The sequence below is a fragment of the Bordetella sp. N genome (assembly GCF_001433395.1).
In the GTDB taxonomy this organism is placed as follows: Bacteria; Pseudomonadota; Gammaproteobacteria; order Burkholderiales; family Burkholderiaceae_B; genus Bordetella_C.
Genome location: NZ_CP013111.1, coordinates 5,797,248 through 5,822,998, shown reverse-complemented (window position 1 = coordinate 5,822,998; position 25,751 = coordinate 5,797,248). Strand labels below are relative to the sequence as shown.

Annotated in this window: 22 protein-coding genes; 15 read left to right on the top strand and 7 right to left on the bottom strand. The window is 58.5% G+C overall.

All coding sequences use genetic code 11. The features are described from left to right. Positions 1-71: 71 nt before the first annotated feature. Positions 72-5,219 carry a hypothetical protein gene (locus tag ASB57_RS31660; RefSeq protein WP_231755247.1) on the bottom strand — a complete coding sequence of 1,716 codons (5,148 nt, stop codon included), beginning with the start codon at positions 5,217-5,219 and terminating at the stop codon, positions 72-74. Positions 5,220-5,446: 227 nt separating this feature from the next. Then, complete coding sequence (locus tag ASB57_RS25160) at positions 5,447-6,160, bottom strand: metallophosphoesterase (RefSeq protein ID WP_057654652.1); 714 nt, start codon at positions 6,158-6,160, stop codon at positions 5,447-5,449. A gap of 465 nt (positions 6,161-6,625) precedes the next feature. On the opposite strand from ASB57_RS25160, the gene ASB57_RS25155 reads away from it, so the two are divergent. The 14 genes from ASB57_RS25155 to qatD all read left to right on the top strand — a co-directional run bounded on the left by ASB57_RS25155 (position 6,626) and on the right by qatD (position 18,336). Then, entirely contained in the window at positions 6,626-6,853 is a 228-nt protein-coding gene (locus tag ASB57_RS25155) for a hypothetical protein (RefSeq protein WP_231755246.1), read from the top strand. Further along, on the top strand, positions 6,850-7,857 hold the full coding sequence (locus ASB57_RS25150) for a hypothetical protein (RefSeq protein WP_057654650.1): 1,008 nt from the start codon (positions 6,850-6,852) through the stop codon (positions 7,855-7,857). Before ASB57_RS25155 ends, ASB57_RS25150 begins: the two co-directional genes overlap by 4 nt. After that, the gene (gene mobC / locus ASB57_RS25145) at positions 7,854-8,393 is read left to right on the top strand and encodes a plasmid mobilization relaxosome protein MobC (protein ID WP_057654649.1); all 540 of its coding nucleotides are present in this window, start codon (positions 7,854-7,856) and stop codon (positions 8,391-8,393) included. The genes ASB57_RS25150 and mobC overlap by 4 nt, the downstream gene beginning before the upstream one ends. Further along, on the top strand, positions 8,390-9,385 hold the full coding sequence (locus ASB57_RS25140; protein WP_057654648.1) for a relaxase/mobilization nuclease domain-containing protein: 996 nt from the start codon (positions 8,390-8,392) through the stop codon (positions 9,383-9,385). The genes mobC and ASB57_RS25140 overlap by 4 nt, the downstream gene beginning before the upstream one ends. Before the next feature lie 25 nt (positions 9,386-9,410). Beyond that, positions 9,411-9,668 carry a hypothetical protein gene (locus tag ASB57_RS25135; RefSeq protein ID WP_231755245.1) on the top strand — a complete coding sequence of 86 codons (258 nt, stop codon included), beginning with the start codon at positions 9,411-9,413 and terminating at the stop codon, positions 9,666-9,668. A 257-nt stretch (positions 9,669-9,925) separates the two neighbouring features. After that, positions 9,926-10,651, top strand: coding sequence for a P-type DNA transfer protein VirB5 (gene virB5, locus ASB57_RS25130; protein WP_057654646.1), 726 nt, complete (start codon positions 9,926-9,928; stop codon positions 10,649-10,651). A gap of 14 nt (positions 10,652-10,665) precedes the next feature. Then, on the top strand, positions 10,666-11,145 hold the full coding sequence (locus ASB57_RS25125) for a hypothetical protein (protein WP_057654645.1): 480 nt from the start codon (positions 10,666-10,668) through the stop codon (positions 11,143-11,145). Further along, complete coding sequence (locus ASB57_RS25120) at positions 11,142-11,402, top strand: EexN family lipoprotein (protein ID WP_057654644.1); 261 nt, start codon at positions 11,142-11,144, stop codon at positions 11,400-11,402. The genes ASB57_RS25125 and ASB57_RS25120 overlap by 4 nt, the downstream gene beginning before the upstream one ends. Beyond that, positions 11,402-12,478 carry a type IV secretion system protein gene (locus tag ASB57_RS25115; protein WP_231755244.1) on the top strand — a complete coding sequence of 359 codons (1,077 nt, stop codon included), beginning with the start codon at positions 11,402-11,404 and terminating at the stop codon, positions 12,476-12,478. Before ASB57_RS25120 ends, ASB57_RS25115 begins: the two co-directional genes overlap by 1 nt. Before the next feature lie 658 nt (positions 12,479-13,136). Beyond that, a complete protein-coding gene (locus tag ASB57_RS30835; protein WP_082621826.1) occupies positions 13,137-13,370 on the top strand; it encodes an antitoxin VbhA family protein in 234 nt (77 codons plus the stop codon). A gap of 238 nt (positions 13,371-13,608) precedes the next feature. Beyond that, complete coding sequence (locus ASB57_RS25110; RefSeq protein WP_057654643.1) at positions 13,609-15,495, top strand: P-loop NTPase fold protein; 1,887 nt, start codon at positions 13,609-13,611, stop codon at positions 15,493-15,495. Beyond that, positions 15,495-16,325, top strand: a complete 831-nt coding sequence (gene qatB, locus ASB57_RS31820) for a Qat anti-phage system associated protein QatB (RefSeq protein ID WP_057654642.1) — start codon at positions 15,495-15,497, stop codon at positions 16,323-16,325. The genes ASB57_RS25110 and qatB overlap by 1 nt, the downstream gene beginning before the upstream one ends. Next, a complete protein-coding gene (gene qatC, locus ASB57_RS30830) occupies positions 16,322-17,608 on the top strand; it encodes a Qat anti-phage system QueC-like protein QatC (RefSeq protein WP_082621825.1) in 1,287 nt (428 codons plus the stop codon). The genes qatB and qatC overlap by 4 nt, the downstream gene beginning before the upstream one ends. Then, complete coding sequence (qatD, locus tag ASB57_RS30825) at positions 17,605-18,336, top strand: Qat anti-phage system TatD family nuclease QatD (RefSeq protein ID WP_082621824.1); 732 nt, start codon at positions 17,605-17,607, stop codon at positions 18,334-18,336. The genes qatC and qatD overlap by 4 nt, the downstream gene beginning before the upstream one ends. Before the next feature lie 451 nt (positions 18,337-18,787). Here qatD and ASB57_RS25100 read toward each other — a convergent pair whose 3' ends face one another. The 3 genes from ASB57_RS25100 to ASB57_RS25090 all read right to left on the bottom strand — a co-directional run bounded on the left by ASB57_RS25100 (position 18,788) and on the right by ASB57_RS25090 (position 21,274). Then, entirely contained in the window at positions 18,788-19,288 is a 501-nt protein-coding gene (locus tag ASB57_RS25100) for a CinA family protein (RefSeq protein WP_057654641.1), read from the bottom strand. A gap of 193 nt (positions 19,289-19,481) precedes the next feature. Beyond that, entirely contained in the window at positions 19,482-20,093 is a 612-nt protein-coding gene (locus ASB57_RS25095) for a hypothetical protein (RefSeq protein ID WP_057654640.1), read from the bottom strand. 317 nt (positions 20,094-20,410) lie between these two features. Then, entirely contained in the window at positions 20,411-21,274 is an 864-nt protein-coding gene (locus ASB57_RS25090) for an alpha/beta hydrolase (RefSeq protein WP_057654639.1), read from the bottom strand. Between the two features lie 291 nt (positions 21,275-21,565). On the opposite strand from ASB57_RS25090, the gene ASB57_RS25085 reads away from it, so the two are divergent. Next, positions 21,566-21,880 carry an antibiotic biosynthesis monooxygenase gene (locus ASB57_RS25085; RefSeq protein WP_057654638.1) on the top strand — a complete coding sequence of 105 codons (315 nt, stop codon included), beginning with the start codon at positions 21,566-21,568 and terminating at the stop codon, positions 21,878-21,880. 104 nt (positions 21,881-21,984) lie between these two features. On the opposite strand, the gene ASB57_RS25080 is transcribed toward ASB57_RS25085, so the two are convergent. Both ASB57_RS25080 and ASB57_RS25075 read right to left on the bottom strand, forming a co-directional pair. Further along, a complete protein-coding gene (locus ASB57_RS25080; protein ID WP_231755242.1) occupies positions 21,985-24,504 on the bottom strand; it encodes a TonB-dependent receptor in 2,520 nt (839 codons plus the stop codon). A gap of 237 nt (positions 24,505-24,741) precedes the next feature. Beyond that, positions 24,742-25,701, bottom strand: coding sequence for a FecR domain-containing protein (locus ASB57_RS25075; protein WP_057654637.1), 960 nt, complete (start codon positions 25,699-25,701; stop codon positions 24,742-24,744). Positions 25,702-25,751: the final 50 nt, after the last annotated feature.

Genomic DNA, 25,751 nt, shown 5'->3' with positions numbered 1-25,751 from the left:
GCCACCGGCTGCTTTCTGGTTCGCCATGACCACGGGCCAATCAATGAAGTCATTTCTGGCAGGCACTCTGGCTAAGACGCAAAACGAATCTCCCGAAACGCCTCACCAAGCTGAAGCGCCGCACTGCGCCGGTCGCCCATGTCCACCAGCATGTCGAGGATCCGCAGGAATTTCTGGGCCAGAGCCTGCTTCATCGGGGCATCACGATGTGAGAAGTGCTGCACGAGTTCCGCGATACGCGCCGGGATGAAAGTTCCATGCCAACCCTTTAGGTTGTCGAGTCCGGTGCCGATAATCGCGAGCACTTGGTCCGCGAAGGCTTCAGCCGGGTAGTTGGCCTTAGCTCGTTCACAGAGAGTCAGGAACGGGTCCATTACGGAAGAAGCCCATCCACCGGCGCGAATAAAACGATCGATCAGGGGCAAGATGCGACTGATTTCGGACCAGTCGCCATTGACGTAGCGGGCGGCCAAGTCCGCGCGTTCGACCGAGACAAACATCAACGTGCGAACAAGCTCGGGCTGATCAAAGCCTGAGAATTCTCCGCTCCGGTAGGCGTCACGCTTGAAGGCCGAGGCTTCGAGAAGTCGCCCAAGACAGAGATCAAGCGTCGCGACTGCATCGGCGGGAACAATCGGCGCATCGTACACATAGGCGCAGACGTAGGCGCTCGCGAATGGAGAGAGGAGAGCCCAGCAATTGTCGCTCTCGAGCCCCAAAATCGGGTCGAGGAAGCGGGCCTGAAACTCGCTAATCGGAAGAAGTCCGGCCACCCGGCCGAGACTCGACCCTAGGGTACGGGTCCATTCGAAGATGCTGGTCGCCGAACGATTTCGACGTCCGGGCTTCATCCAAGGCGGCGCATTTTTCCGGTTGGTCCAGTCGAGAACACTGGCGAGGAAGTCGAGGAGAGCAGTTCTCGCGCTGCTGCTCAGGATTTCATCGAAGGGGATGCGCTTCAAGAATTCTGCGGCCTGCTTTGAGTGCCAGGAGACGTCTGGCTCAGCCCACTCCTCTGCCGCGTCAGCTGCATCGTCCGCGTCGTACTCTTCTTCATAGCCTCGACGCCCACGCCGGCCCTTCCCAGGTTCGACCTTTACCCAGGCCGGCGGAGGTAACGGCAGGGAGGCCCATCCACTTCCGTTCTTATAAAAAGCAAGCGCTGCGTCGAGCGCGGATTGCGTTTCACCTGACGAGTGGAGTGCCTTACCGTGTTGACGAGGCTGATTGGGTGGCCGCAGTGAAACGTGGCAGAGCGAAAATGCCAAGATTAGCGCGGCCCAAGTTAGCTTGGGGTCTTTGGACCACAGCTTACAGGCTTCGTCGAGCGCAGCCAATGAAACGACTTCGAGGGGGTGCGCAATCAGTCCGAGCAAGTTGTGCGCTGTGCCGCGGACCGCTGTACCTTCGCGGAGATCCGCTGCGAGACCTCGAGCCACGTAAATCGCCTGGTGCCACGGGATGATGGAACCAGGCGACCACATCAGATCGGGCTTTTCTGACAGGCGGATCGCGCGTCCTAGAACATCACGAGCCCACTCAAGGTCTTCTAGAGTACGCCCTTCTCGGAAGTTGAGCGTGATGGCCGCAGTCGCAGCGACTACCCCTCGACGCATACCCAATTGTTCTTCCTCGCTCTCGTCGTTCGAGCGCTCGAACAGGTCGTTGGCGTCCACGTCCCTAGCTAATGCGATGGCCTCGTCGACAGTGTAAGTGTCACCCAGTGTCTTCTCTTCGAAGGACTTGGACGCCCACGCCCAAATACTCGTCTGCTTAAGGTGCTTAGATGCCTCTTCGGCCCTGGCGAGGTTCTCAGGTTTCTCGGCAGAGGGGCTAACATGCACAACTACAACCTGGTCCGAATCCTCTCTGGTGCGGTACGCTTGATAGTTTTTCGGGTCCGCCAGCTCGGCATATTCAAGAGCTTGGGTCATGAGCCGCTCCCCCTCTTCCGGGATGTTGCGCTGCTCTTCATACTGGTAGGGCAGATCGCTCTTGAAATTGACGATCGCTGCGCGTGCTCGGTCACGGATCGGGCCAGTCCCAAAGACGAACTTAGGCACCATCCAACTAAGCTGCGTCTTACGTACCGGCCGGGCATTTGCTGCTTGGATCGCCTCAATATGAGACCTATCGGTACGATGCGTGAAACCAATCAGACTCGCCATTGGTGAAAGGTCTTGCGCCATTCGGTTACGGTCTGCGGCCAACAGACGCTGTGAGGTGAAGAGCGGCAAAGTCACTTCGGACGCTGTCTCGGTATGGAGCGCTAGCGTCGACGCGGTGCCCAGGATGGCTATGCATTCGTTCCCTTCGATGATTTTTTGGATCAATTCGTCAACTGACCGTTTGCGTGCAAGCTCGGCGAAGCACCACTCCTCTAGCGCCATAAACCCGCAGCCGATGGCCTTCGGTGCCCACATCGAGCGAAACCATAAATACTCTCGGCCAGTGCCCCAGAACCTTTGAGTTCCCCATGGAAACGTCAGTTCGAGTGGTATGGGGGTGCCGCCATGCTTGCGAGAGTGACGATGCAGCTGTCGCCACGCGGTTATTGCGTGATTGCAGAGTTCCCGAAGGAGTCGCAGTGCCTCGTCAGGTGATGATTGGAAAAGTGAGTGAAAGGGCTCTCGAAGCGGCGAAGGGGGCCAAAAGCTCTGATAATCATCTTGGATAGATAAGCGGTCCCAGTCGTGGTCGCTGAAATCTCCAACGGATCGCAGATGGAATCCCCCGCCCGAAAGGGCTAGTTGCTCTCGACGTGTGCGCTCGGCTTCTGGTTTGGCCAGAACAGCTCTGCGCCACTCTGCTGTGCGCAGGAATTCCTGCTCTTCTCGGGCGACTTGATCGTCAGGAAGCTCCTCGCGTAGGAACGCCAGCGAAAGCTCCACGACTTCCTTGGGAAGCGACTGGGCGAGAACGGGAGAGAAGGCGACAATGTCATTAAATGCATCATCACGGAGCCCTTCAAATTTGGTGACTCGCTGCAAATAGTTGGACGCGAGGACCGGTTCAGCTCTGGACGCTCTTAGGACAAGGCGGCCTAATGACTTTCGGAAAGCACCCAAATCTGGCACTTTTTCCCAGTACGCCGAATTCTCATCAGGCCCATCGGCAGTACTGATCGCGTCTATGGCGGTGAGCCATGTAGCGCACTGCTGCAGGAGCGCGCGAGATGTCGGGTTGCGAAGGTCGGCGAGGGCGTTCTGCCAGACCTCGAAGATAGCTACTATCTCCGGATAGAGCCTCTGCGGAATGTCTGAAAGACGCCTTAGGATAAAGTCGATGAGACGCCGCCAAGCAGTGAAATCAGAAGGCCAACCGAGAAGATCCGCGAACCGTTGGCGTTGCTCCTGTGGGAGCGGTCCTCCAAGGATATTCGCATTCGGCGAGGTCTTCTCAGCCTGAAACCAAACGAGCGTCTTCCCAAAAAGTCGAAAGTCGTCAGCAACGATGGCTCTCGCGAACTGCTCCTCATCAGCTTCGAACGCCGCAGTTCCGAGGGGGCCGACCAGCCATGCTCGCAGCCATTGTGATCTAACGCTCGAACCCTCGGTTTGGGCGAGATACGCCTCCCAGTCTTTTCCTTGCGAATACTCCCATTGAGAAACGAGTTCGACAACGCGTGCGACCGCCGGAGGCTCGCCGCAGGCCTTGATCTCTTCCATCCATTGGGTCCCACGATCGGCTAGGATATGGAAGAAGGCCCATTCAAAGAAGATATCGTGAGCGAAGCGGACGGAGATCCCTTCGCGAGCGTCTTGAAGTATGCCGTCGGATCTTAGTTCATCAATGTGTGCGACCGAAACCAGTTGGCTGAGGCCAATCGGCTGGCTAAGCTGACGAGCACGAACATGTGCCAAGTCGAGCAGCGTGCGCTGGCGGTCAATCGCGCTTTGGCCAGTCTCGTTGTAGCCACCCCGCCGCCACCAATTCTCGATCAGATGAACTTCAGATTGGGGCGCGAACGCCGGGGCGCCGGGGTTGGCTATGAAACTCTGGTTCAGCACTTTCGCAAAAAAGGGGCGTCGGACGATGTCTTGCACCTGGGGGGATCCGAACAAAAGTGGCCTTAGGTGTGGTTTGGCTTTTGCGAGAGTCTCCGCCTCTCCATCGCTTAGCTGATCGACACCGAGCGTCTCGACTTTCAGGGCATCAAGCAAGTCGCCCAACCAATTGCGAAGCACCTCAATGCCAGTGTCACGAAGCGAGACTACCACTCGCCAGTTATCGAGCAGCGGCGACTCCACAATGGCGCGGATTACGTCTAAGACGACGGGCTGGTGTTCTTTTTCGATCCGATCGATCGCATCGATGAAAAGTATGGGAGTGCCGGCGGACCCGACCTCTACGAGAAGGTGCTCCAAAGGAGCACCCGAAAGGCCCTGCGAGGCCGCGTAGCTGATCCAGCTGGTGCCTTCAAGCTGTTCGGCTTTGAGGAATAGGACCGGCCCGCGTTCTAGCGCGCGTTGTACCGCTCGCCTCACTACGACTGACTTGCCACTTCCTGGCAGTCCACGGATTTGAACTAGACGGGCTGTAGTGAGCTTGGAGTCCAAAGCCTCAAGAAGCGACGTTCGGTTGAGCTGCGTTCCACCGATGTCATCCGGAATGAGACTTGCGTAACTCTTTGCGATTTCCGTCAACTTGTCGAGGTCTACCGGCCCAATCGTTGTCAACTTTTCATTCATAGCCACCAGTAGATCTCGGTGGCCCGCCGAAGTAGCTTGAACTATCGCCGCAGTGCCCGGATCACGGACCATACCCATGATGCTGGCATTGAGCACGGCCACAGCAAGCGAGATCACCGATTCGGCATGCTGGCGATCCTCATGTGAATTTGCTATGTAGCTTGCGATGAGTGCCTCATAGTCATCTTGATGAACTGCTTGCCCAGTCAGGTTGACCTTCGCAACTACCTTGAGAAGACGCCGAGTATCCGTTTGCGAAAGCCATTCTTGGACGTGCGGCTTCTTGAACCATTCCGGTCGAACTGCGACCCCGCCCAACTCCGCCAACGCCCGCTTCCACCACGGGTGATCCAGATCGATGGAGCCCAATCTACCAAGGGCCTCGTCGAGTATTTTATCGGCGTGGTCGACGGAGATAGATTCTGGGGCTTTTCCAGCAGAACGTTCCGCATGAAGTTGCTTGCCCTTGGGCAGCAAGGCTCCCGCAATAGAGGCAAAAAACCGGAGTACGGTCGCTGTAACGCTCATGGAACGCAGACTCCTATTGAATTAGCTATTTCATCCCGCATCTTATCTGACGTACATTCGCCAATATCTGTTATTGGCCTTTTTGCGTTGCGGCAATTTATGCGTACGCTTGAAATGCCCCAGATCGGATCGAGTATGTCACAGCTTCACTGACAGCATCGATCAGAAATTGACCCGCCTACACGGCGACCGAGTGGTGCAAGATCATCAGGTCCTCGCGGTGCCTGCTACTGCGCAATCTCGAAAACTTCAGGCAGCGGCCACGACTTAAGCGTATGCAAGTCCAGCAACGTAAACCTCCCCGCATCCTGCCATCCACCTGTGTCGATGTAGTAAACGTTGCCAAGCTGCGCAGGGTTGCGCAGGGTCATATGTCCATGGACCACCGCACGTACATTGCGGACAGGCTGGGAATACTGCATTCGATAGCGGTCGACGGACCATAGACAGGCATCTTCATCCTCCGGGCTAAAAGTAGCGCCATGAATTGCATGCCAATCGTCATAGGGAAAGTCGGCGTGAACCATACCCACTACACCACTCGGCGTTTCCACCTCGATAGCCAGCGGCAAGGCACTCAAGCAGGCCGCAATGCGTTCACGAACATCGCCAACACAGGCATCCAACCATCCGCCGCCGTGGGCACGATGATCAACGTCCGGAATCGGATTGCCCATCACCCGTCGCCACGTCATCAGGTCGTGATTCCCACAGATCGCGTGAAACCACGGGCGCTTCAACCATTTCAGAACATCGGCTGACTCAGGACCTCGGTCCACAAGGTCCCCCACGGAAAACAATCGGTCCTTTTCTGGCGAGAACTTTACGGCAGCCAGCGCGACCTCAAGCCGACCAAAATGACCATGGATGTCACCCACCGCAAAATCACGGCCGTTGGCATTCAATTGAAAGCGCCGGACTCGGACATTACCGGGCGTCATTCCAAGATTCCATATAGCTCCCTAACGACTTGTCATGCATGCCCCATGATACTTGGCTCTCCACGGTAGCGTGACACGCACTCCGCTGATCCTAGTGTCATCACTTCGAATGCGAGCCAACAGCGTGAGCACGCTCACATCGTTGGTAATTTTCCACAAAATTTTTCCTTGTCCACCGACGTTTCAGACGCCGAAATCAGGGTGCCTCTCTGACCGCGCCTAAGCCCTTGATTTCGAGGTTCATTTTGCTTGATCACTTCATCGCAAGAAAGCCAATGTGCCATATCTTGGCATTTGGCGATGCCTAATCTTGGTTTTTACTGACACCCCATTTTGGTCTTTAAAATCAATGGCTTAAGTTTGACATCCATGCCTTCACGGTAAAGACTGGCATTACCTACGGTGAACTTGTGAGGCATATGAATGACTACTGGAGAATATTTGTTGGGACGGTTTGGACCGTTGATGAGCATCGTTGACGTCGCTACCTTGCTAGGCCGATCTCCTGATGGTGTCCGCGTTGCGCTTTATACCGATACCGATTTTTCGCGCAAGCTGAAACCAGCCATGCTGCGGGTCGGCCGCCGCGTTTATTTTCGGACGTTGCAGGTCACGGAAGCGCTGAGTCTGGAACAGCCGGCAGACGATGAAATCATGCCCGCAGAGGCCGCTACGCGAGGGCCGCGCGCATGAGTCGGCAAAGAACCATCAACGACCAGATATGGCGGTCAAATCGACTGTCAGGCTGCACGGTCGAAGACCGCTATGCGCTGTTCTACTTCCTGACCTCGCCATTCAGCAATGTCATCGGCGCGTATGAAATCGTCATTCGCGTTGCGGCCTCAGAAATGGGCTGGGACCCCGATTCACAACTGATGCCAGTGATGCGTCGCCTCATCGAGGCTGGCATCTTGGATTTTGACGCGCAGGCGAATTACATCTGGATCAAAGATTGGTGGGACCACAACTCCGCCAAGATGGCAGTGGCAACGACCCTTAGGAAAAAGACACTCGAGCAAATAGCGGCACTGCCCCGAGGCTGGCGTGACGCTTACGTGAATGACTTTATCGATCGACTGCCTACCGAGGATCCGCTGCGCAATACGGTAGCCAAAGCCCTTGGATACGGTCCTTATAGGCTATCGACACCCTATGCGGGACCCGACGACGGCCGGACGTCCATTCCGGCCGAACCAAAAGACATCCATAGAAATCAATCAATTAGCAACGGGCATACCCCAGCGACAGCCTATCTCCAGGGTATGGGCAGGGGGCCGGGTAACACTACTACTAACACTAACCCTATCTATAACCCTACTACAACGAGAACCGACGACGGTCTTCAGTACCCTACCGCGCTGGTCCCCGCTGAGAAACTGTCGATCCAAAACTTGCTTACCGACGTCCAATCAGTTGATGCGCAAGCATTGCTTGACGAGCTGGATGGAGCCATCAAAACGCCCGGAACCATCAGAAAGACAAAGGTCGCCTATTTCAAAGGAATCCTTGAACGCCACCGCACAGGGGGATTCGTGCCGTCTGCTGGCATCCCGATAGCAACCAGAAGGGAACGCCTGGCAGCGACCCAAGATATGTCGCGTGCTTCGGAATCAGCACCACTCAGCAAAGCTGAATCTCAAGCCCGGCTTCAAGAAATCAAAGCCCAACTGGAGCTGCATACGAGGATGCCGAAATGACGCGCAAGACCACACTCAGCATCCGCCTGGATGGTGATCTGAAGCGGCGCTGGCAGGCACTTTGTCTTCGACAAGGCAGTAAGCCCAGCGACGGCCTGCGGCAGATCATTGTCCGCCTTCTCAACGGTTCGGCAACGGACACTTCGCCCACTCCATCAACACATGAGCAGCCCGATACTTCGCGTCGCCGCTTGGAACTCCGTCTGACTGAGACGGAATATGCCCGTATCGAAGCACTGGCCTTGCAGCAGGGCATGTCCGCCAATCGCTGGGTCATCCACCTGATACGGGCCAATCTCAGCGGGGAACCACAGTTCGGCATGACAGAGCTACGGACGCTGGGCGAATCGAATTCACGGCTGCTGGCCATCGGCCGCAACCTGAACCAGATCGCCCGGCATATGAACGCAGGACGCGCGCTGGAGACGGTGGTAACCGCTGAGCGTATCGACACACTGACCCGTCATATCAAAACCCACACCGCGCGGGTGGCAGACATCATGCGCGCCAACATTGACCGCTGGAGGCTGGAATGAGTCTGGTCATTGATGGAATTTTGAAGGACTGGGGCGAACGCATCTATACCAAGCCCGTCACCAGCCAAGGCGTAAAGCGCACGGTGACGCGATCACGCACTTCGCCACCCTCTACGCCTCTGCTGCTGACTGGCAGCGCTCGGGTCCGTGACAAGTTGATGCTGACCACTCGCAAAGCGCCCGAAGTCATGGTGAAGATCTCCGGCGGCGGCAAAGGCATCGCGCAGGTGAAAGCGCACCTCGACTACATATCGCGCAACGGCCTGGTAGCGTTGGAGAACGAAGACGGTGAAATCATCCTTGGCCGTGAGGCAGTGCAGGACGTGCGCGACGAATGGAAAAGCGGCCAGTACGGGTTGCCTGATAACGGCTCGCGCCGCGAAACGTTCAATATCGTGCTGTCCATGCCGCCCGGCACCGACCGACGCGCAGTCAATGACGCTATCCGTGCATTCGCGAAAACGGAATTCGGCGCCAACCACGCGTATGTCTTCGCCATCCATGACGATGAAGCCCATCCCCATGGCCACCTTTGCGTTAAGGCGCTCGGTCTCGACGGCAGCCGGCTCAATCCACGAAAAGCGGACCTGCAACGCTGGAGGGAGCGCTTCGCCGAGGCACTGCGTCAACAAGGCATCGAGGCCAATGCCACACCTCGTAGGGCACGGTCTAACACGCATGCGACGGTCAAGCAGGCGACGCGACATGCCGCCAAGCGCGGCAAGAGCACTAAAGCGGCCGAGCGGGAACAACGCAAGCTTTCCTGCGTTTCACGTGCCATCAGGAATGGCTACGGGTACATTGCGAAAGCCTTGGCTGCTGGTGACATCGAGGACCAATCGCTCGCCCTGGAAATTGTCCGGCTCCTTGATCCCTCGCAGGACTGGACGTTACAGGCCCCACAGCGTAGTCAGCGCAGCACGGAAGTGACCAAGGACGCCCAGCAACTGGAGAGAACCAACCACCCAGGCCAAGGCGACCTGAGCCGTTGATTGATTGCGCAAGAAGGACCATAAGATGGCTTTACGCTACGACGCCTTGCAAGACTACTGCGATGATCCAGCGCGCACTGGTGACGTGCAGGTCATTCTGTATGCGCATTACCGGAAGGGCTTTGCCTTGGCCGTGCAGAACGGCACTACAGAACACCCGGTCACGGACGACAAGGGCCGACCGTACCGGTTCCGAACCGTAGAAATGGCCTTGGCAGAACTGGCGAACATCTCGTACCTGTCGGACCGCATCATCATTGACCGTCGCATGTGGTGGCCGTAATCGGGAAACTACTTTGCATTAACCGTAAGTACAATCAACTTCGGTTGTACCTTTAACCACAACGAACGTTGCACCGCCCCAAGGACGCCTAGCGTACCGGGTGCCGACCCGAAAAGAAGGGTTCCGACCGCCGAGAGCAGATCGGCCGCTTAGTCGCCCCAAGAACGCTTTGTCGTACTGGGCGCGGTCCCTGAACAGACCGACAGACCGGACAGCACGGTCCTACGTTCGCCCTCAACCTCTCAGGAGTGGCGAACATGAAGAAACTATCAGCCTCTTGCATTCTGGCCGTCGGCATTGCCGCGTCGTCGGCCGCCTTCGCACAAATCCCCGTAACAGATGGCGCTTCCATCGCCAAGAGCGTGGAAAACCAGATCGAAACAATGGCGAAGTGGAAGATGCAGTACGACCAGATGGTCAGCCAGATCGACCAGATGAAACAGCAATACGCTGCGGTCACTGGTGCCCGCGGCATGGGCGAACTGTTCAACAACCCGCAACTACGGGACTACCTGCCGCAAGACTGGCAAGGCGTCTATGACAGCGTGAAATCAGGCGGCTATGCCGGCCTGAGTGGGCGCGCAGAATCCATCTACGACAACAACAAGGTGTATGACGCCTGCACCGGCTTCGCCTCGAACGAGCAGCGCACCAACTGCGAAGCGCAGGCCGTCAAGGGCGCGCAAGACAAAGCCTTTGCGCTCGACGCCTACGACGCGGCGAAAAACCGCCTCAGCCAAATCGACCAGTTGATGAGGCAGATCAATCAGACCCAGGACCCGAAAGCCATTGCTGAGCTGCAAGGCCGCATCGCCGCCGAGCAGGCCATGATTCAGAACGAGCAGACCAAGCTACAGATGTACCAGATGGTTGCGGCAGCGGAAGACCGGTTGCAGGAACAGCGCCAGCGTGAAATCAACGCGAAGGTGCTGGCGAATCGTGAATACACGAAGCATCAGCCTTTCAATCTGCTGGATAAGTAAGAGGAGACAAGCCCATGATTTCCTATATTCACATCCCTGTTTTGGCAATTTGCTTTTTCACGCTCCTGTTCATGCGACGGTGGTGGCAATGCATTGACCGCCTTGGGCTCACGCATGAAGTCGGCCGTCGCGCACCTTCGCTTGTTCAAGGTGACATTCTGGCAGCAACGTTCGCCATCCTCCCCTTCCTGATCGCGGCGGTGGACTGGTCGGCGGTTGTCCTGCCCGGCCAATCAGTGCCGACGCCGTCATGGATGGCCGTCGTACTCTCACTGTCCTGCCTCGGTGGCTGCGTGTTCGTTCTGCGCAACTCGGACGGGCGATTCGCAGGTAACTGGACGGGCACGCGTGAAAGCGCGCTGCGGACAGTTGCGGCGCTACGCATCATCGACGCGGCCGAGCTCGCCCACGCGCTAGGCGTATTGCAACAGCATGAGGGCCGAGACACCGGCGGCCGAACCATGGAAGTCAACGCACAGGAGATGCGGAAATGAAAAGGACCGTTCTCTCTCTTTTTGTCGCGACAGCGCTCGCCGGCTGCGATCAGGCCACGACGGTCCAAACCGTGGATTGGTACAAAGCGCACGATGCCGAGCGCACTGCAATGGTTTCCAAGTGCCGGAATAATCCTGGCGAGTCGGACGCATCACCGAACTGCATAAATGCCATCACCGCCCAGAACCATCTGACGGTTGAGAAGCGCGGATACACAAAGCATGAGCCAATCAATGTGCTCGAAGGGGGCAAATAGTGGCTATTGAATCTAATATCTTTGAATGGATGGGCGAAAGCATCGACATGACGCTGAACGCGTTTGTTCAGGTGACGTCGGGCAATGTCATTTCCATGTTCACTGACATCTTCATCTACGGTGGCACGCTCACACTCGTGATGATGGGATTCGCCATCATCTTCGGATATGTCGAAGCCCCTGCCTCAAACTTCATGAAAACTTGCGGGAAGTTCATCGTCATTGGCGGTTTGGCAATGAGCTCCCCTACGTACCTGTCATGGGTTGTCGAAGCATTGCGCGGCCTGGAAACGGGCGTCGCTGACGCCTTCTCGGCATCCGGCAGCAGTACGTCCGCAACCTCGGTTTATCAGGTGCTCGATAAGGCGGTGTCCGATGGCTTCCTGATCGGCGGCGATATGCTCGACAAGATGGGAAAACGGCGCTGGTATGAGATTGGCATGGTGTTTTGGGACCTGCTTAACGCCCTAATCATCTATGCCGCCACGCTCATCATTGCCATTCCGGCGGGGGCAATGGTGATCGTTGCCAAAATCATGCTCACCCTCATGCTTGGCATCGGGCCGTTCTTCATCGCCATGCTGATGTTCCCCGTCACCGCGAAATGGTTTGATAGCTGGTTTGGCCAAGTGATGACCTACATCATGCAAATCGCCTTGGTGACAACGGTTCTCGGCATGGGCATGAAGTTTTTCAGTGCACTTACGGCCAAAGTTTTGGCCGTCACCACTGACCATCCTATTGCCACAATGCTTGAAATCCTGATCGTCACGGGCGTCACCCTGTTCTTGCTGCAACGCGCAGATGAGGCAGCTTCGCACCTGGCCGGAGGCGTGTCCTCGGCGGGTATCACGCTTAGGCAAGTCAGCCAGGCCGCCGCATCCCCCGTAACTCAAGTTCTCAACCGTCAAACAACTCGCCGCGACATGCAAAGCGGCATGATGGTCACCGGGGGCCGGCTCAATCATCTCGCAGCAGGCAACACAATGTGGAACCCAGCGTACCGGCAACACGTCTTGCAGAACATGGGCAAAAACTGGGGGCCGGCTACAGGCGGCTCAGTCAAAGGCGAATAGCCTGCCATCTGCCCCTGCATTGGCCTCGCTTTCGGCGAGGCCCTTTCATTTCTAGCGGCAAATCTCCGCGCTACGCTTCGGCAACCCCTTCGGTTGCATCCCGCGTCCGTTCTTGCCGGACTGACCGCAGGGGCAGGCCCAGCGGCTTCGCCTTGTTCCTCCCCCCGGCCGACAGGCTGCATGGCTTCCAGAGGCATCAAGGGTGAAGGCTTCGCCCGGAATCCTCACCCGTTCCCTGCGCTGCGCTCCGGGCTGCGGCTTCCGGTCCCGCCCTTGACGCCTCTTCCGGCCAAACGGCGTCAGTAGCGGTGCTGTCAAGCGGATGACGGGTCAAGGGGTTGGTGCGGCCCGCAGCCCACAGGGCGAGGACACGGCCCCTTGACGCGGCCGGAGCGCCCCACGCTATGCCCGGGGGCAGGAGTTCCGGGCCAAAGGCCCGCAACCCCTGCTCCCGAGGCTCCCGCCGGCGAGGGTGGAGAGTCCAGAGAGGCAAAGCCTCTTTGGAAACTACGATGCAGGCTAGTACGCGGCCAATACAGGCGATCCATAGCAAGTAAAACAAGACAATTTCAGCGCACCGCCCTGGAGGTTGCGTGTACCTAAACCAAAAAAACTCGTACCTCTTGTAAAATCGAGTTACCTACAGCAAGGGGACACCATGGCTGGCGAAGATAAATGTGGGTTACAGCCCTACAAAACCATATCAGATGCTGAACGCGGTCGACGCCAATCGGCCGTTAACTACGCGCGGGCCTCCATCGGTCTAGAAGGTTTCTCGCTCAGTGAAGCAGATGAGGCCCACGCCCAGCGTTTCATCGATGGTCAGATCAGCCTGCAAGAGTTTGTGCAGCCGCGCGTTGACGCGTTGATGCTCCCAAAGTCTTCGTCATGACGAAGAAATTTAGGATTCGAGGACTAGTGCAGGATAGGCTGTCGCCGGGATTTGCAGGACACATGTGATGCAGCAATTTGAGTGTGGCCACGCACATTTTGGAAGTACTAGTTCGAAACTGAGTGCTTTCGGCTAAAGGCAGAAGTTAGCCCGTCAGTCAGAGCGAGTACCGTCAAGTATTTAATGGATGCGCCGGACAATAAATCTCATTTGAGATATATGGAACGAGGAGCAACGGATGTGGCACGACATTGAGGCAGAGGCAGATCTTCTAAATTTTGGTCTGGTGGCAAATGCCGCTGCTAACCTCATAAAGAATGCTGGAAACAGCCCCGTCACTATCGGAATATCCGGCGGCTGGGGAGCCGGTAAATCAACACTCGTGAAACTTGTCCAGGCTCAGCTAGGACAAGGTATTGCGCCCGACGACAAGAAGCCTCCGTACATTCTCATGGAATTCAATGCGTGGCTATATCAGGGCTATGAAGATGCTCGACAAGCACTACTGCAAGCAGTTGCAGACCGACTTGTTGAAGAAGCCTCCAGGCGAAAGACTTTCATCGATAACGCGCTTGATTTCGCCAAACGCGTCAAACTGTTGAAGCTTGGACGTATCGTCGCACCCGCAGTAGCACATGTTGCAGTTGGCAGTGTGGCTGCTGGTCCGCTGGGTGCGCTGTTCGGGGCCGTGACTGGGCTTGTGCAGGGCTTCTCCGATGAAAATAAACGCGCAGAAAATCTTCAGGCTGTACAGAATGCTTATGCTGAGCTTTCCCCAGATCTCAAGGAGCTGATTGGCGAAAAGAAAGAAGCTTCGCTGCCCAAAGAAATCGAAGGCTTACGAAAGGCTTTTGCAGAGCTGTTGGCGAAGCTGGAGGTCCGGTTGGTCGTGTTTGTTGATGATCTAGACCGATGTCTCCCCCCTACCGCGATTGGTACGCTGGAAGCAATGCGGCTGTTACTACACGTTGAACGCACCGCTTTCTTGATTGCGGCAGATGAAAGCATGATTCGTGGAGCCGTACGCGCACACTTCAAAGGCGTTGAAATTGAGGATGGACTTGTCACTAGCTACTTCGACAAACTAATTCAAATTCCGCTGAGAGTTCCGCGTTTGGGGATTAACGAAGTCAAGGCGTATCTGACACTTCTACTCACCGACCTCGCTGAACGCGAAGGTCGGCTCTCGAAGAACGCGCAGTCTACCGGACAAGTGGAAGTGCTCAAGCTACTAAAAAAATCATGGTCCAGAGGTATTTCGCGCGAAGAGCTCGGTGAAGCATTTAAAGCCGAGAAGGAGGCAGTGACTAAAGAGCTGGACATTGCCGACCAGTTGGCCCCCCTGCTTGTCACATCAGCGGAGATTGCCGGAAATCCTCGCCTGATCAAGCGCTTCCTAAACAATCTCATGATTCGTCAAACTATTGCCAATGACATGGAGATGCCGCTCGCGTTAGAGCAACTAGTCAAGATTCAACTTTTTGAGCGCTGTTCGTCGAGCGCTGCATTCGAACACCTTACCAAAGCAGTGGCCGCACACCCAGAGGGCTATGCCGACTTTCTGGATGCATTGGAGGATGCCGCAACAAAGGGGGAACCCTACGAGCCGCCCCATCCGTCGTGGACCGGACCATTTTACGAGCAGTGGTTAAAGCTGGCGCCTCGCCTGGCAAAAGAGAACCTGCAGCCGATTCTTCATCTCAGCCGCGACCGCAGCCTGGGCTTGGCTGCATACGATGAGTTGTCTGCTGAGGCCAAAAAAATACTGGAAGCGACCATGGAGGCAACAGATCGCTCAGCTCTGCTTATCAAGCAGCTATCGTCCCTTGGAGAGGGGGATGCCTCTCGAATACTCACTCGCGCAATTCGCAAAGGTCACGAGAACCAATGGGAAATGGAAGACTTTATGCGGTGCCTCAATTGCACAGAGGCGCATCCGAATCTAGGAACTCAACTCGCGACTGCGCTTTATGAGGTTCCCGGTAGGAAGCGCAGCGTGGCGCTCATCCCTCTTCTTAAAAACCAATCATGGGCTATTGAGGTCCTGCAAGAATGGGAAAACGATATTGATACGGACGAAAAGTCCCGTGAGTATCTAAGGCGACAGAAGAAAGGTGGCAAGTAATGGGAACCTCAACATCAAGCAAAGGACCGGCTAGTGGTGTAAGTCTGGATCCTCCTTGGCTGGACGACGTTATCGATGGGGTTGGCAGTGGCTGCGATGTGGTTCCGCCAGATGATGGAGCAGATCCGGGATCTCCTGTAGTTCCGCCAGGTATCGCTCCACCGAACCGCTACGGGGATGCACGTAGAGCATTTGGTAAGTTCGCAAGAACAGGAAGCACTGACCAGCTTCGGCGCGCAATAGGACACTACTCCAGCAAAGGTGGAGGCGGCGCAGGCGCGTCTGCGAACCGTATGCGAGCGTCGACCAGTGCTGGTGCAGCGCTATTCTCGTTTCTGAATGCGATAGGCCAAGGTAGCACGCCTGAAGCTCGCCAGTGGGTCGACAATTTACGTGCGACCAACCCATCCGCAGAAAATGTCGTCGACGCCATCGTTCGCGAACTCGCCCCGCCAGGCGGCAGTGCCGACGAAGAGTCGCTACGCGACTCGATGGACCACGCTCTCTCCGAACTCATCAAAGACAATCCAGCCATTGATCCCTTGAGTATGGGCGTCGACAACATTTGGGAGCTGATGAAGGGCTATTTGGCTAACGAGGCTGGAAATAGGCTGTGCTTTGATTTGGGTCCGGTTTTTGAAAACTCCCAACTCGACCCTCGAACAGCAGTGCAGCGCGAACGAGAAATGCGCCGATTTCTCAAAAATGAAATAGGGGCGCATGTAGACCTGTTGCGGAACTCGGTGGCCAATCCATCTCGATCGCAGCTCGCTAGCATCCTGCAAGAAGCGTTGAAGATGACATTCGACCTGTTTGAGGCAGACCTATGACGAAGGTTTTCTGCGCGCCCAAAGACTGTATACCAGAAGTCCGCAGCGCTGGTATTAATTACGTTTCTATGTATGCCCATGATGGCTTGCCAGACGTAAGCACGATTGGCACATCGCTCATTGACGAAATAAAACAAGCAGGCCTCACTCCGCGCGCGGCCAGTTGGGACTTTCTGACGCTCGCTTTGGCAGTCAACGCTGCTGACCATATTGTAGAGCGCGACCTTTCGGTCGACGGATGGACTAGAACCATCGAATTGGAGATAGCTCTTTATGAGCCCGCTCCCTTTGCACAGTTAACTTCTGAGCTTCAGCTGGCGTTGCGTTTCCTGACGGGAGACTTTTGGAAGCTCAGCTTCGTTGATGGTGGCTACCCGCCCCCAGCCCCGAAGCTCATAGCCACATATGACGCAGATTGCGTATCTCTCCTTTCAGGTGGGCTCGATAGTTTGATCGGTGCATTGGATCTGCACGCTGAAGGACGGCGGCCCATCTTCGTATCACACATAGCTAGGGGCGACTCGGAGAACCAGCGCTTATACGCTCGCACCCTTGGCGGAGGTGAACGTCATTTACAGTGGAATCAAAATATTTGGCTTAAACCCCAGCGCGAAGGAGAGCCTTCAACGCGCGGCCGCTCAATAGTGTTCTTCGCATTTGCGGCGATTGCTGCTGACAGCCACGCACAAACAACGGGGGATGAAGTTGTAGACCTTTTCGTTCCAGAGAACGGTCTTATCAGCCTGAATGTGCCTTTGACCGCAGGACGTGTCGGAAGTCTGAGTACAAAGACAACACACCCTGTCTTCATGCGTCGGCTACAGCATTTATGGACGGAGCTTGGCGTGCCCGCTGAACTGCGTCTTCCCTACGCAGCAATGACAAAGGGCGAAATGATGGCCGCGTGTCGAGATCCACATCGCCTCCGTGAATTGGCAGGGACGTCAACCAGTTGCGGGCGTTTTGCGGTTTTTGGTTTAAAACATTGTGGACGCTGCGTGCCATGTATGGTTCGGCGCTCCGCATTCATGCGATCAGGCATTCCAGATTCCACTGCTGTCTATGTCCACGATGATTTGAAGGCCGCTCAGCCAGATCAAGGCGCTAACGATGTGGCGGCGGTAGCTACTGCCATATTGAAGGCTGATGAAGACGGCATCCGTAGTTTCACCGCAGGACAGTTCGCTTTTGCAGCGTCAGATCAACGAATTGTGTTTGAAGGGGTGGTTGAACGCGGGCTCAAAGAACTGGCAGCGCTGCTACAAGCGCACAGCGTCCTATGATTGACGTTCATTCACATTTAGACCTGTATCCGGACGGCCTGGCACTGGCGAGGAAAGTCAACGTTCGAAATGAATTCACTCTCGTAGTGACAACCAGCCCGCGGGCGTATCAAGCAACATCAAGAGTCTTCGGAGAATTACAAAACATTCACGTTGCGCTCGGCCTCCATCCTGAAGTGCTGGAAGCCAAGTTTGTAGAGCTTGAACAGTTAATCTCGGGTATCAAGGGTGCTCGATTTGTTGGTGAAGTTGGCCTGGATGGCACGCCAAAATTTCGGAAATCTTTGGAACTACAGCAGCGAGCCTTTCAAGCGGTGCTGACAGAATGCCGTCTCCAAGGTGGGCGAATAATCAGCATCCATTCACGAGGTGCTGCCCAACGAGTCATCGCAGCGCTGGCTGCTGCAGGCGATGTAGGTGTTCCTTTGCTACATTGGTTCTCGGGAGGCGTTGCTGAACTTCGAACGGCTTCGCGACTAGGCTGCTGGTTTAGTGTTGGGCCGGCTATGCTGACCGGCGAGAAAGGTCGTTCTTTGCTTGCCCACATGCCGATGAACCGAGTGCTTCCTGAGACAGACGGTCCTTTCACAGAGCAGAATGGTGTGACTTTACGGCCATGGGATGCCTGGCGCGTGTGCGCGGTTATCTCTGAAGTTTGGGGAATGCCCCTTGACGAGGTTGAACATCAGCTGAGACGCAACCTCACGAAACTTCTGCAACTGGGCTGACAACAGCTTGCTCGACAATGTTTGCTTTGTCTCAGACAACTGGCAATAAGTACTCTCGAACAGCTATCGTCGGGAATACTCGAAGTTCCGCTGTAAGTTTCGCACGGAAATTCTGCGCGGGCACTCCCTTGTCAACACTGTACCGAAACTTCGGTACAGTACAGGTACAGTGACCAGTTTTCACCAAGTTAGCTAAAATACTCCAACCTACTGATTTGAAACTGGTTTTACCTATTTCAACCTACGCTAGAATTCGCCCCATTTCCCTGTAGAGACACTGTAAATCACCGACTCAAAATCCCCCCGCCGCAAGGCGGGCCGGTTCGATTCCGGCCCGGGCGCCAGATTCAAAGACAAGGCCGCTTCTTCGAAGCGGCCTTTGTTGTTTCGTATCAGGCAATTCGTGCCCGGCAGCTATTAGCCAATGGCCAGGGCTGCATCGATGGGGGGGCTACGCCGCGCGATTGAGCATTTGGTCCAGCAGGTCCAATGCTGCGGTGGCGAAGGTTTGCATGTTGGTGGCGCGGTCTGGGTTGCCGGTTTCTATGGTCAGGGTTGCGCCTTGCGGGCCGCGGACGGCGAAGCAGGCGTGGCCGGGGGCGTCGCCGTAGCGGTTGCCGCTGGGGCCGCTGGCGCCGGTTTCGGCCAGCACCCACGTTGTTTGCAGCTTGCGTTGCAGCGCCTCAGCGAGCATGGACGCGTAGGCCTCTGTCGCGGAGCGTATGCCGTCCGGCAAGGTCAAAGGCAGGTCGAGCAGCGCGTGGCGGGACTGGGCTGTGTATACGACTGCGCCGCCGATGAAGTAGGACGAGGCGCCTGGTACCGCCAGCAGGCTGGCTGCGATCAGGCCGCCCGCGGAACTTTCTACCGTACCCAGCGTATGCCCACGCTGCTTGAGTTTGACAGCGATGGCCTGCGCGCGCGACTGCACCTCGGATTGCACCTCGTTCATCACGGTTCCTGTTGTGTCCGTTAACGGTGCACATACTGTAAACCTAATGCGGATGCGGAAGACTATGGGCATCCCTGCCGCGTCGACACGACGGTCCCGAGGAAGGGACGATTCCGGCAGGGACGATTTGCCGATAAGAGGCTAATTCGAAAAGGCTAGTTCGCTAATGTGTTGCAAGCAACATTCAGCGCCGCTAATTCGCTGACGCTTTGCAGACGACATGCAGTGGCGGTAACGGCGCCTTGGCGGCCGCGTCGATCTGCGCTTTGCTGGGCGGCGCCAGGCGTTGATCGGGGGGAAATTCGATGCGGACGGACTGGGTTCCGCCGTTGTCGTCATGGACGTCGCTGGGGCCGACGAAACGGCGCAGGCGATGCGCCGCGACGTCGTAGGTGACCTGCAGCGTGGGAGCGGCGAAACCGTACCAGGTATCCAGCTTCATGCGGTAGACGCGCTCGCCCGCGTCCGCTGGCGCCAGCACGCTGATGCTCAGCGGCATGAAGGACAGCCGACTGGGGATGAGGATATTCAGGGTCGCGTTCGACACCGACCAATGCGTGCGCACCCAGGCATCGAAGCCGCTGTTGATGACGGCATTCGACGGCGGATCCAGGACCTTCCGCTCGGCCTGCTTGCCGGCGCTGGCTAGGACGTAGACGGAACGCGCGCCATCGCGCGTTTCCACGCCTTCACGATAGCCATTGCGCTGGTCCGCGAAAGCGTAATCCGGCACCGGGTCATTCAAGCGGCCTTGCACCCACTTGCGGGCGAAGGGCGTCCCGTCCGGACAGCGATAGAGCACCAATTGGGTCTCCGCCGGGCTCGGGCTTGCACCCGAACTCGGGCTCGAACTTGGACCTGGACTTGAACTTGAACTAGGACTAGGACTAGGACTAGCAGCATCCCGCCAGATCCAATGTTCTTCGCGGTAGCGCTCCACGCCGTCCTCGGCGCCGTAAGCAATCCCCACGAAATGCTCGCCCCCCGCGGAGCCAGCGTTGACGGCGTTGCCGGGGATACCGGCGTTGCCATCGTTACCGGCAAAACTGACGCCTGGGCTGACAACCCAGCTTGCTACGGCAGCCACGCCCGCCAGCCAGACCAACGGGCGGGGCCGCATGCTCACTGCTCCGGCTTGGCCGCAGGGGCCGGTGTACTGGCGACGAACGACACGATGTCGTCCAGTACCGGCGCCCGCCAGCGCATAGGGCGCGACAAGGAGCCGATCAGCAGCTTGTGCCCGACGTTGGGATAGCGGATGACTTGCACGCTTGCCCCGGCGCCCTGCAACACCTGGCCCAAATGGCCGGTATTGCGTACCGGGTCCACGGTGGTATCGGCCGTTCCGGTCACCAGCAGCGCCGGCGGCGCGGCGGCGGTGACGTGGTTGATCGGCTGCGAATCGGGCGGCGTATCCGGATAATGGAATATCGGTCGCAGGTCGCGGCCCGTGATCGGCAGGAAATCGTAAGGACCCGCCATGCCGATCAGGCCGGCCAACTGCGTCGTCTGCATACCCACCCCGGCCAACCAGCGCGGATCCAGAGCCAGCATGGCAGCGATATAGCCGCCGGCGCTATGCCCCGCCACGAACAGCTTGCCCGGATTGCCGCCATATCGCGCGATATGCGTGTAAGTCCACGCGGTCGCCAGCGCGGCATCCTGCAAAAAGCCCGGATAGGCGACTTCAGGATAAAGCCGGTAATCCGCGATCACCGTCACGATGCCGTGCGTAGCCAGGGCATCGCCGACGAAGCGGTAATCCGCACGCTCGCCGGTGCGCCAGTTGCCGCCGTAAAAGAAAACGACGACGGGCGCGTTGCGCGCATCGATCGGGGCATAGATGTCCAGCCGCTGCCGCGGGGACGGGCCATACGCCAGGTCGGTGTCCGTCTTGCTGGCGTCAGCCGGCACCGCGCCATTGATGTAGGCGAGCGGGGAGCAGCCCGTCAGCATCGCGGGCAGGAAGCCGGCAAGGAAGAGCATACGGGCTAAATCTCGCAGGCCAGGAAGGAAACCGGGGAACATCGGGGCACTCCGCGTATCGCATGTGAGCGGTATACGGCGCTTAGGCCAGATTGGATCATCACCCGGATGTAATTTTAATTATCTGGACGCAGGACCACCAAAAAGCCGGGCCGGCTACGCAGGCCCGGGCTTTTTGAGTTTGCCGGCAAGGCGCTCTGTTCAGGCCGGGCACCTGCGGGGGGGGGAGACCCGCCCCCTGACTCAGGTACAGTGACGGAGCCTCCAAGTTTCAGCCAAGGACACGAAACCATGTACATCGCCATGAACCGCTTCAAAGTCGCTCCCGGCGCGGAGACCGAATTCGAAGAGCTGTGGATGAGCCGCGATTCCCATTTGAAAGACGTACCCGGTTTCGTCGAGTTCCATCTGCTGCGAGGCCCGCAGAAGGACGATCACGTCCTGTATTCGAGCCACACAATCTGGGCCGACCGGGCCGCCTTCGAAGGCTGGACCAAGTCCGAAGCCTTCCGCGCCGCCCACCGGAATGCCGGCGGCGGCACGCGGTCGCTGTACCTCGGCCACCCCGAATTCGAGGGCTTCGAGGTCATCCAGACGGTGAAATAAGCGGCCGGCAGCGTGGCAAATACTGGCCAACGCGCCGCCGCGAGCCGCCCGTGCGACAGGGCGGCATGCGCCCCCCCCCCCGTCGCGGCAGCGCCCTCCTTGCTTCAATACTGATACCGCACGTTCAGCATCACACTGCGCGGCGCACCGTAATAATTCTGCCGCGAGGCGCCGCCCAGCTTCTCGTAGTACTTGCGGTCGAACAGGTTGTTCACCGTCAGCGTGGTATCCAGATGGCGGTTATAGCGGTAACCCACCTGGGCGGACACGACGGTATAGGTCCCCTGGTTCCAGCGCGTGTCGTTTTCCTCTTCGTAGAAGCCGCTGTTCACCCGCACACCGGCACCCACGCTGAAGCCACGCAGGGACTCCTGGCTGAATGCATACTTGGTCCACAAGTTGAAGGTATGGCGCGGCGTGATCGAGCTGAACGACGTGCCTTGCGAACCGACGTCCGCATCCAGATACTTGGTGTGGGTGTACGCATAGCCCGCGACCAGATCCCAACCCGGCAAGGGTGAGCCGCTGATCTCGGTCTCGAAGCCCTCGCTGCGCACTTTGCCAGCCGCCACGGAGAACATGGGATCATCGGGATCCGCCATGGCGCGATTGCGATCCTCCATCCTGAACAAGGCCGCATGCGTATTGAGACGGCCATCCAGGTACTCGCCCTTCAAGCCGATCTCATACTGCTTGCCGGTGCGCGGCTTCAAGGTGCTGCCTTGCGCCGTGGTATCGGTCTGCGGCTGGAAGATGCTGGTGTAGCTGGCGTAAGCCGACAACTCCGGCGTCAGGTCGTAGATCAAGCCGGTGTAGGGCGTGATGTGCGCGCTGACGCGGTCGGTGTTCTGGCTGAAATCGTCGAAGTACGTATTGTTGTTGCGCGCGTCATTGCGCCACCACGAAAGCCGGCTGCCGGCGATCCACTTCAGCTTGTCCATGACCTGGAAGTTGAAGCGGGTGTAGAGGCCCAGCTGCGATGTGCGCGACTCGTTGCCATTGACCCGGTCGAAGTCCGGATCCGGCATGTTGCGCACCGGGTCATAAATATTGGTGGCGTACGTCGTGCCACCCCCATAGCTGAACGCCTTGCGCGTGTAGGTGTAGTCCGCGCCGACCAGGACGGAATGCTCGCGTCCGAACGCCGTGAAAGGCAGGTTCAGATTGACGTCGGTGCCGGTGGTCTGCCAGTGGTTGCGATAGGACCAGCCGATGACGCTGGTATCGCCGGTGGCGGGATCGACCGCGCTGTTCGCCCACGTCATCAGCCGTGTAGGCGTGTCGGTATCACGATGAAAAACGCTGGCCTTGATCGCTCCGCCGTTGGCCAGGCGGTGTTCCAGATTCGCGAAGGTCTCGGTCGTTTCCTCGGTCAGGCGATTCCACTGGGCGCTGACGTTGGTGGAGCGCTTCACATCCAGCAAGCTGCCGTCCGCATAAGCCGGCAAGCCGAAGGAAGGCCGGGAGTGGTCACGCTGCCAGGTGATACCGGCGGTCAGGGTGGTGGCGGGGGTCAGGTCGGCTTCGATGACGCCATACAGCGTGGGGTGCTCGGCATCGACGCGATCGATGAAAGAACCGCGATGCTCGTAAGCCGCGATGAAACGGCCGCGCACCTTGCCGGCCTCGTCGAAAGGCGTGCTCAGGTCGGTGACGGCGCGATAGTAATCCCAGGACCCCACGGTGGTCTGGGCGCTGAAGCCGAACTTGTCCAAGGGACGTTTGCGCACCAGATTGATGCTGCCGCCGGGCTCGCCGCTGCCCTGGTAGAGGCCGCTGGGACCACGCAAGACTTCGATGCGGTCGTAGATGGCCAGATCGAAGCCCGTCGACAGATTGCCCGCGCCGGCCGGCATGCTGATGCCGTCGACCATGATGGTGTCGAGCGCATAGCCGCGCGAAATGAAGTTGGAGATGTTGCCGCCGCTGCTCAAGGTCTCCACGGTGATGCCGGTGACGTTGCGCATCGCGTCGGACAGATTGTTCAGATTCTGATCGTCCAATTGCTTGCGCGTCACCACCGACGCCGACTGCGGGATCTCTTTCAGGGTCTGCCCGCCCTTGCCTATGGTCACCGCCCGGCTGGTGTACGAGTTGGAACCTTCGGTCTGCGCCAGTTGATCCGCGTTGCCGATGACCGTGACGGCGTCCAGCTCGGTGACGGCGGGACCGGCCGGCACGGCTTGCAGGTCATACACGCCCGCGCCGCGCGGCACGGCCCGCCAGCCGCTGCCGCCCAGCAGGCGGTCGAAGCCGGCTTGCACGCCGAAGGAACCGCGCAGACCGGGACTCTGCCGGCCCGCCAGCAGGGCGGGATCGAACACCAGTTGCACGCCTGACGCGGCGGCATAACGGGCGAGGGTGTCGCCCAAGGTGCCGGGGGCGATGTCGTAGGCGCGCGCGCCATTGGCGGCGGTCGGGACGGCCTGGGCGACGAGCGTAGCCGTCGGCTGGCTGTTCGCCGCGGCGCCACCGTTCTGGGCGGCCGCGTTTGACGATGGCGCGGCTTGCGCGGCGGCGCATGCTCCCAACAGCGTCGTCAGGGTCAGGGCTTGCCAGGTAGCGGCCGGGACAAATACGCCGGGGCGCTGGGCACGCATGCCGCGCGGTCGGGGGGTAGCCATCGAGCTGTTTTCCTTCGGTCGAAATGAGATGGAGGGGCGGCGCACGCCGCGTATTCCTATGCCACTCCGGACGAGAAGGAAAAAGTGATCATGCCGACCGAAAAAAACATGACTTGGGGGAAACGGAAGCTTTTGACATGGGGCTGCTTGGCGTGAACAAACAGCACAACAGGGCAACCCAAGGGTTGCCCTGTTGCCCCGAAGGAGAAACCCTGGACATGAAATGACCTGCTTCCATCATGCCGGCCCGACGGAAACCCAATATCGGCTGATGCGCTGGATGCGCAGGGAGAAGGTCTGGGCCAGGGCCGCCAGCGCGGCGTCGGTGTCCGCCACGGACACGGCCCCCGATACCCGCATATTCGCGATGGCCGGATCGCAACGCAGGAAGCCCGGCCGATAACGGCCCAGCTCCGCCAGGACATCCGCCAGGCGCATGTCGCGGGCGAGCAGCATGCCCTGGGTCCACAGGTCGGCGCCCTCCTCCGCCGCGCGCGGCGTCCGCGCGCCGGCGGCGTCGAAGCGGGTCTGCTGGCCCGCCTCCAGCCGCAAGGCGGCACCATGCGCGGGCTGGACCAGCACGGCATGCTCGAACACCGTCACGTCGACCGCGCCATCCTCCTGGCAGCGCACGCCGAAACGCGTGCCGAGCGCCTGCACGGTACCGGCCGGGGTGTCGACGAAAAAGGGGCGATAAGCGGGCGCATCAGCGTCTGCCCCGGTGGTGACCAGAATCTCGCCTTTGCGCAGGATCACGCGCCGCTCGCTGGCCGAGTAAGCAATGTCCACGGCGCTGGCGGTGTTCAAGACCAGCTGGGTGCCATCCGGCAGCGTCTCGCGGCGGCGTTCGCCGATGCCCGTGGCCGCGTCCGCCAGCCAGACCTGCCAGGGGCGTTCGCGCCATGCCAGCCAGGCGAGCGGCAGGCCAAGGGCCAGGCCCGCGCCGGCACGCAGGACGGCGCGGCGGTTCACGCCCTTGGCGGCGGGACGCAGCACCTGGCTGCCGATGCCCGCGGGCAAGGTGTCGAAGGTGCCCAGCACTTTTTCCGCGCGGGCCCAAGCCTGGGCGTGCGCGGCGCTACGGGCGAGCCAGGCCGCGAACGCTTCGCGATCATGGGATTGAGGGGTGTCGAAGCGCAGCCGCATGACCCACTCGGCGGCCTCCTCCAGCAAGGCGGCGGGAGGATAGGCTGACATGGCTGGGGCGCCGGCTGTTGTGCCCGACGAAGCTGAGGAAGGTGTGCGAC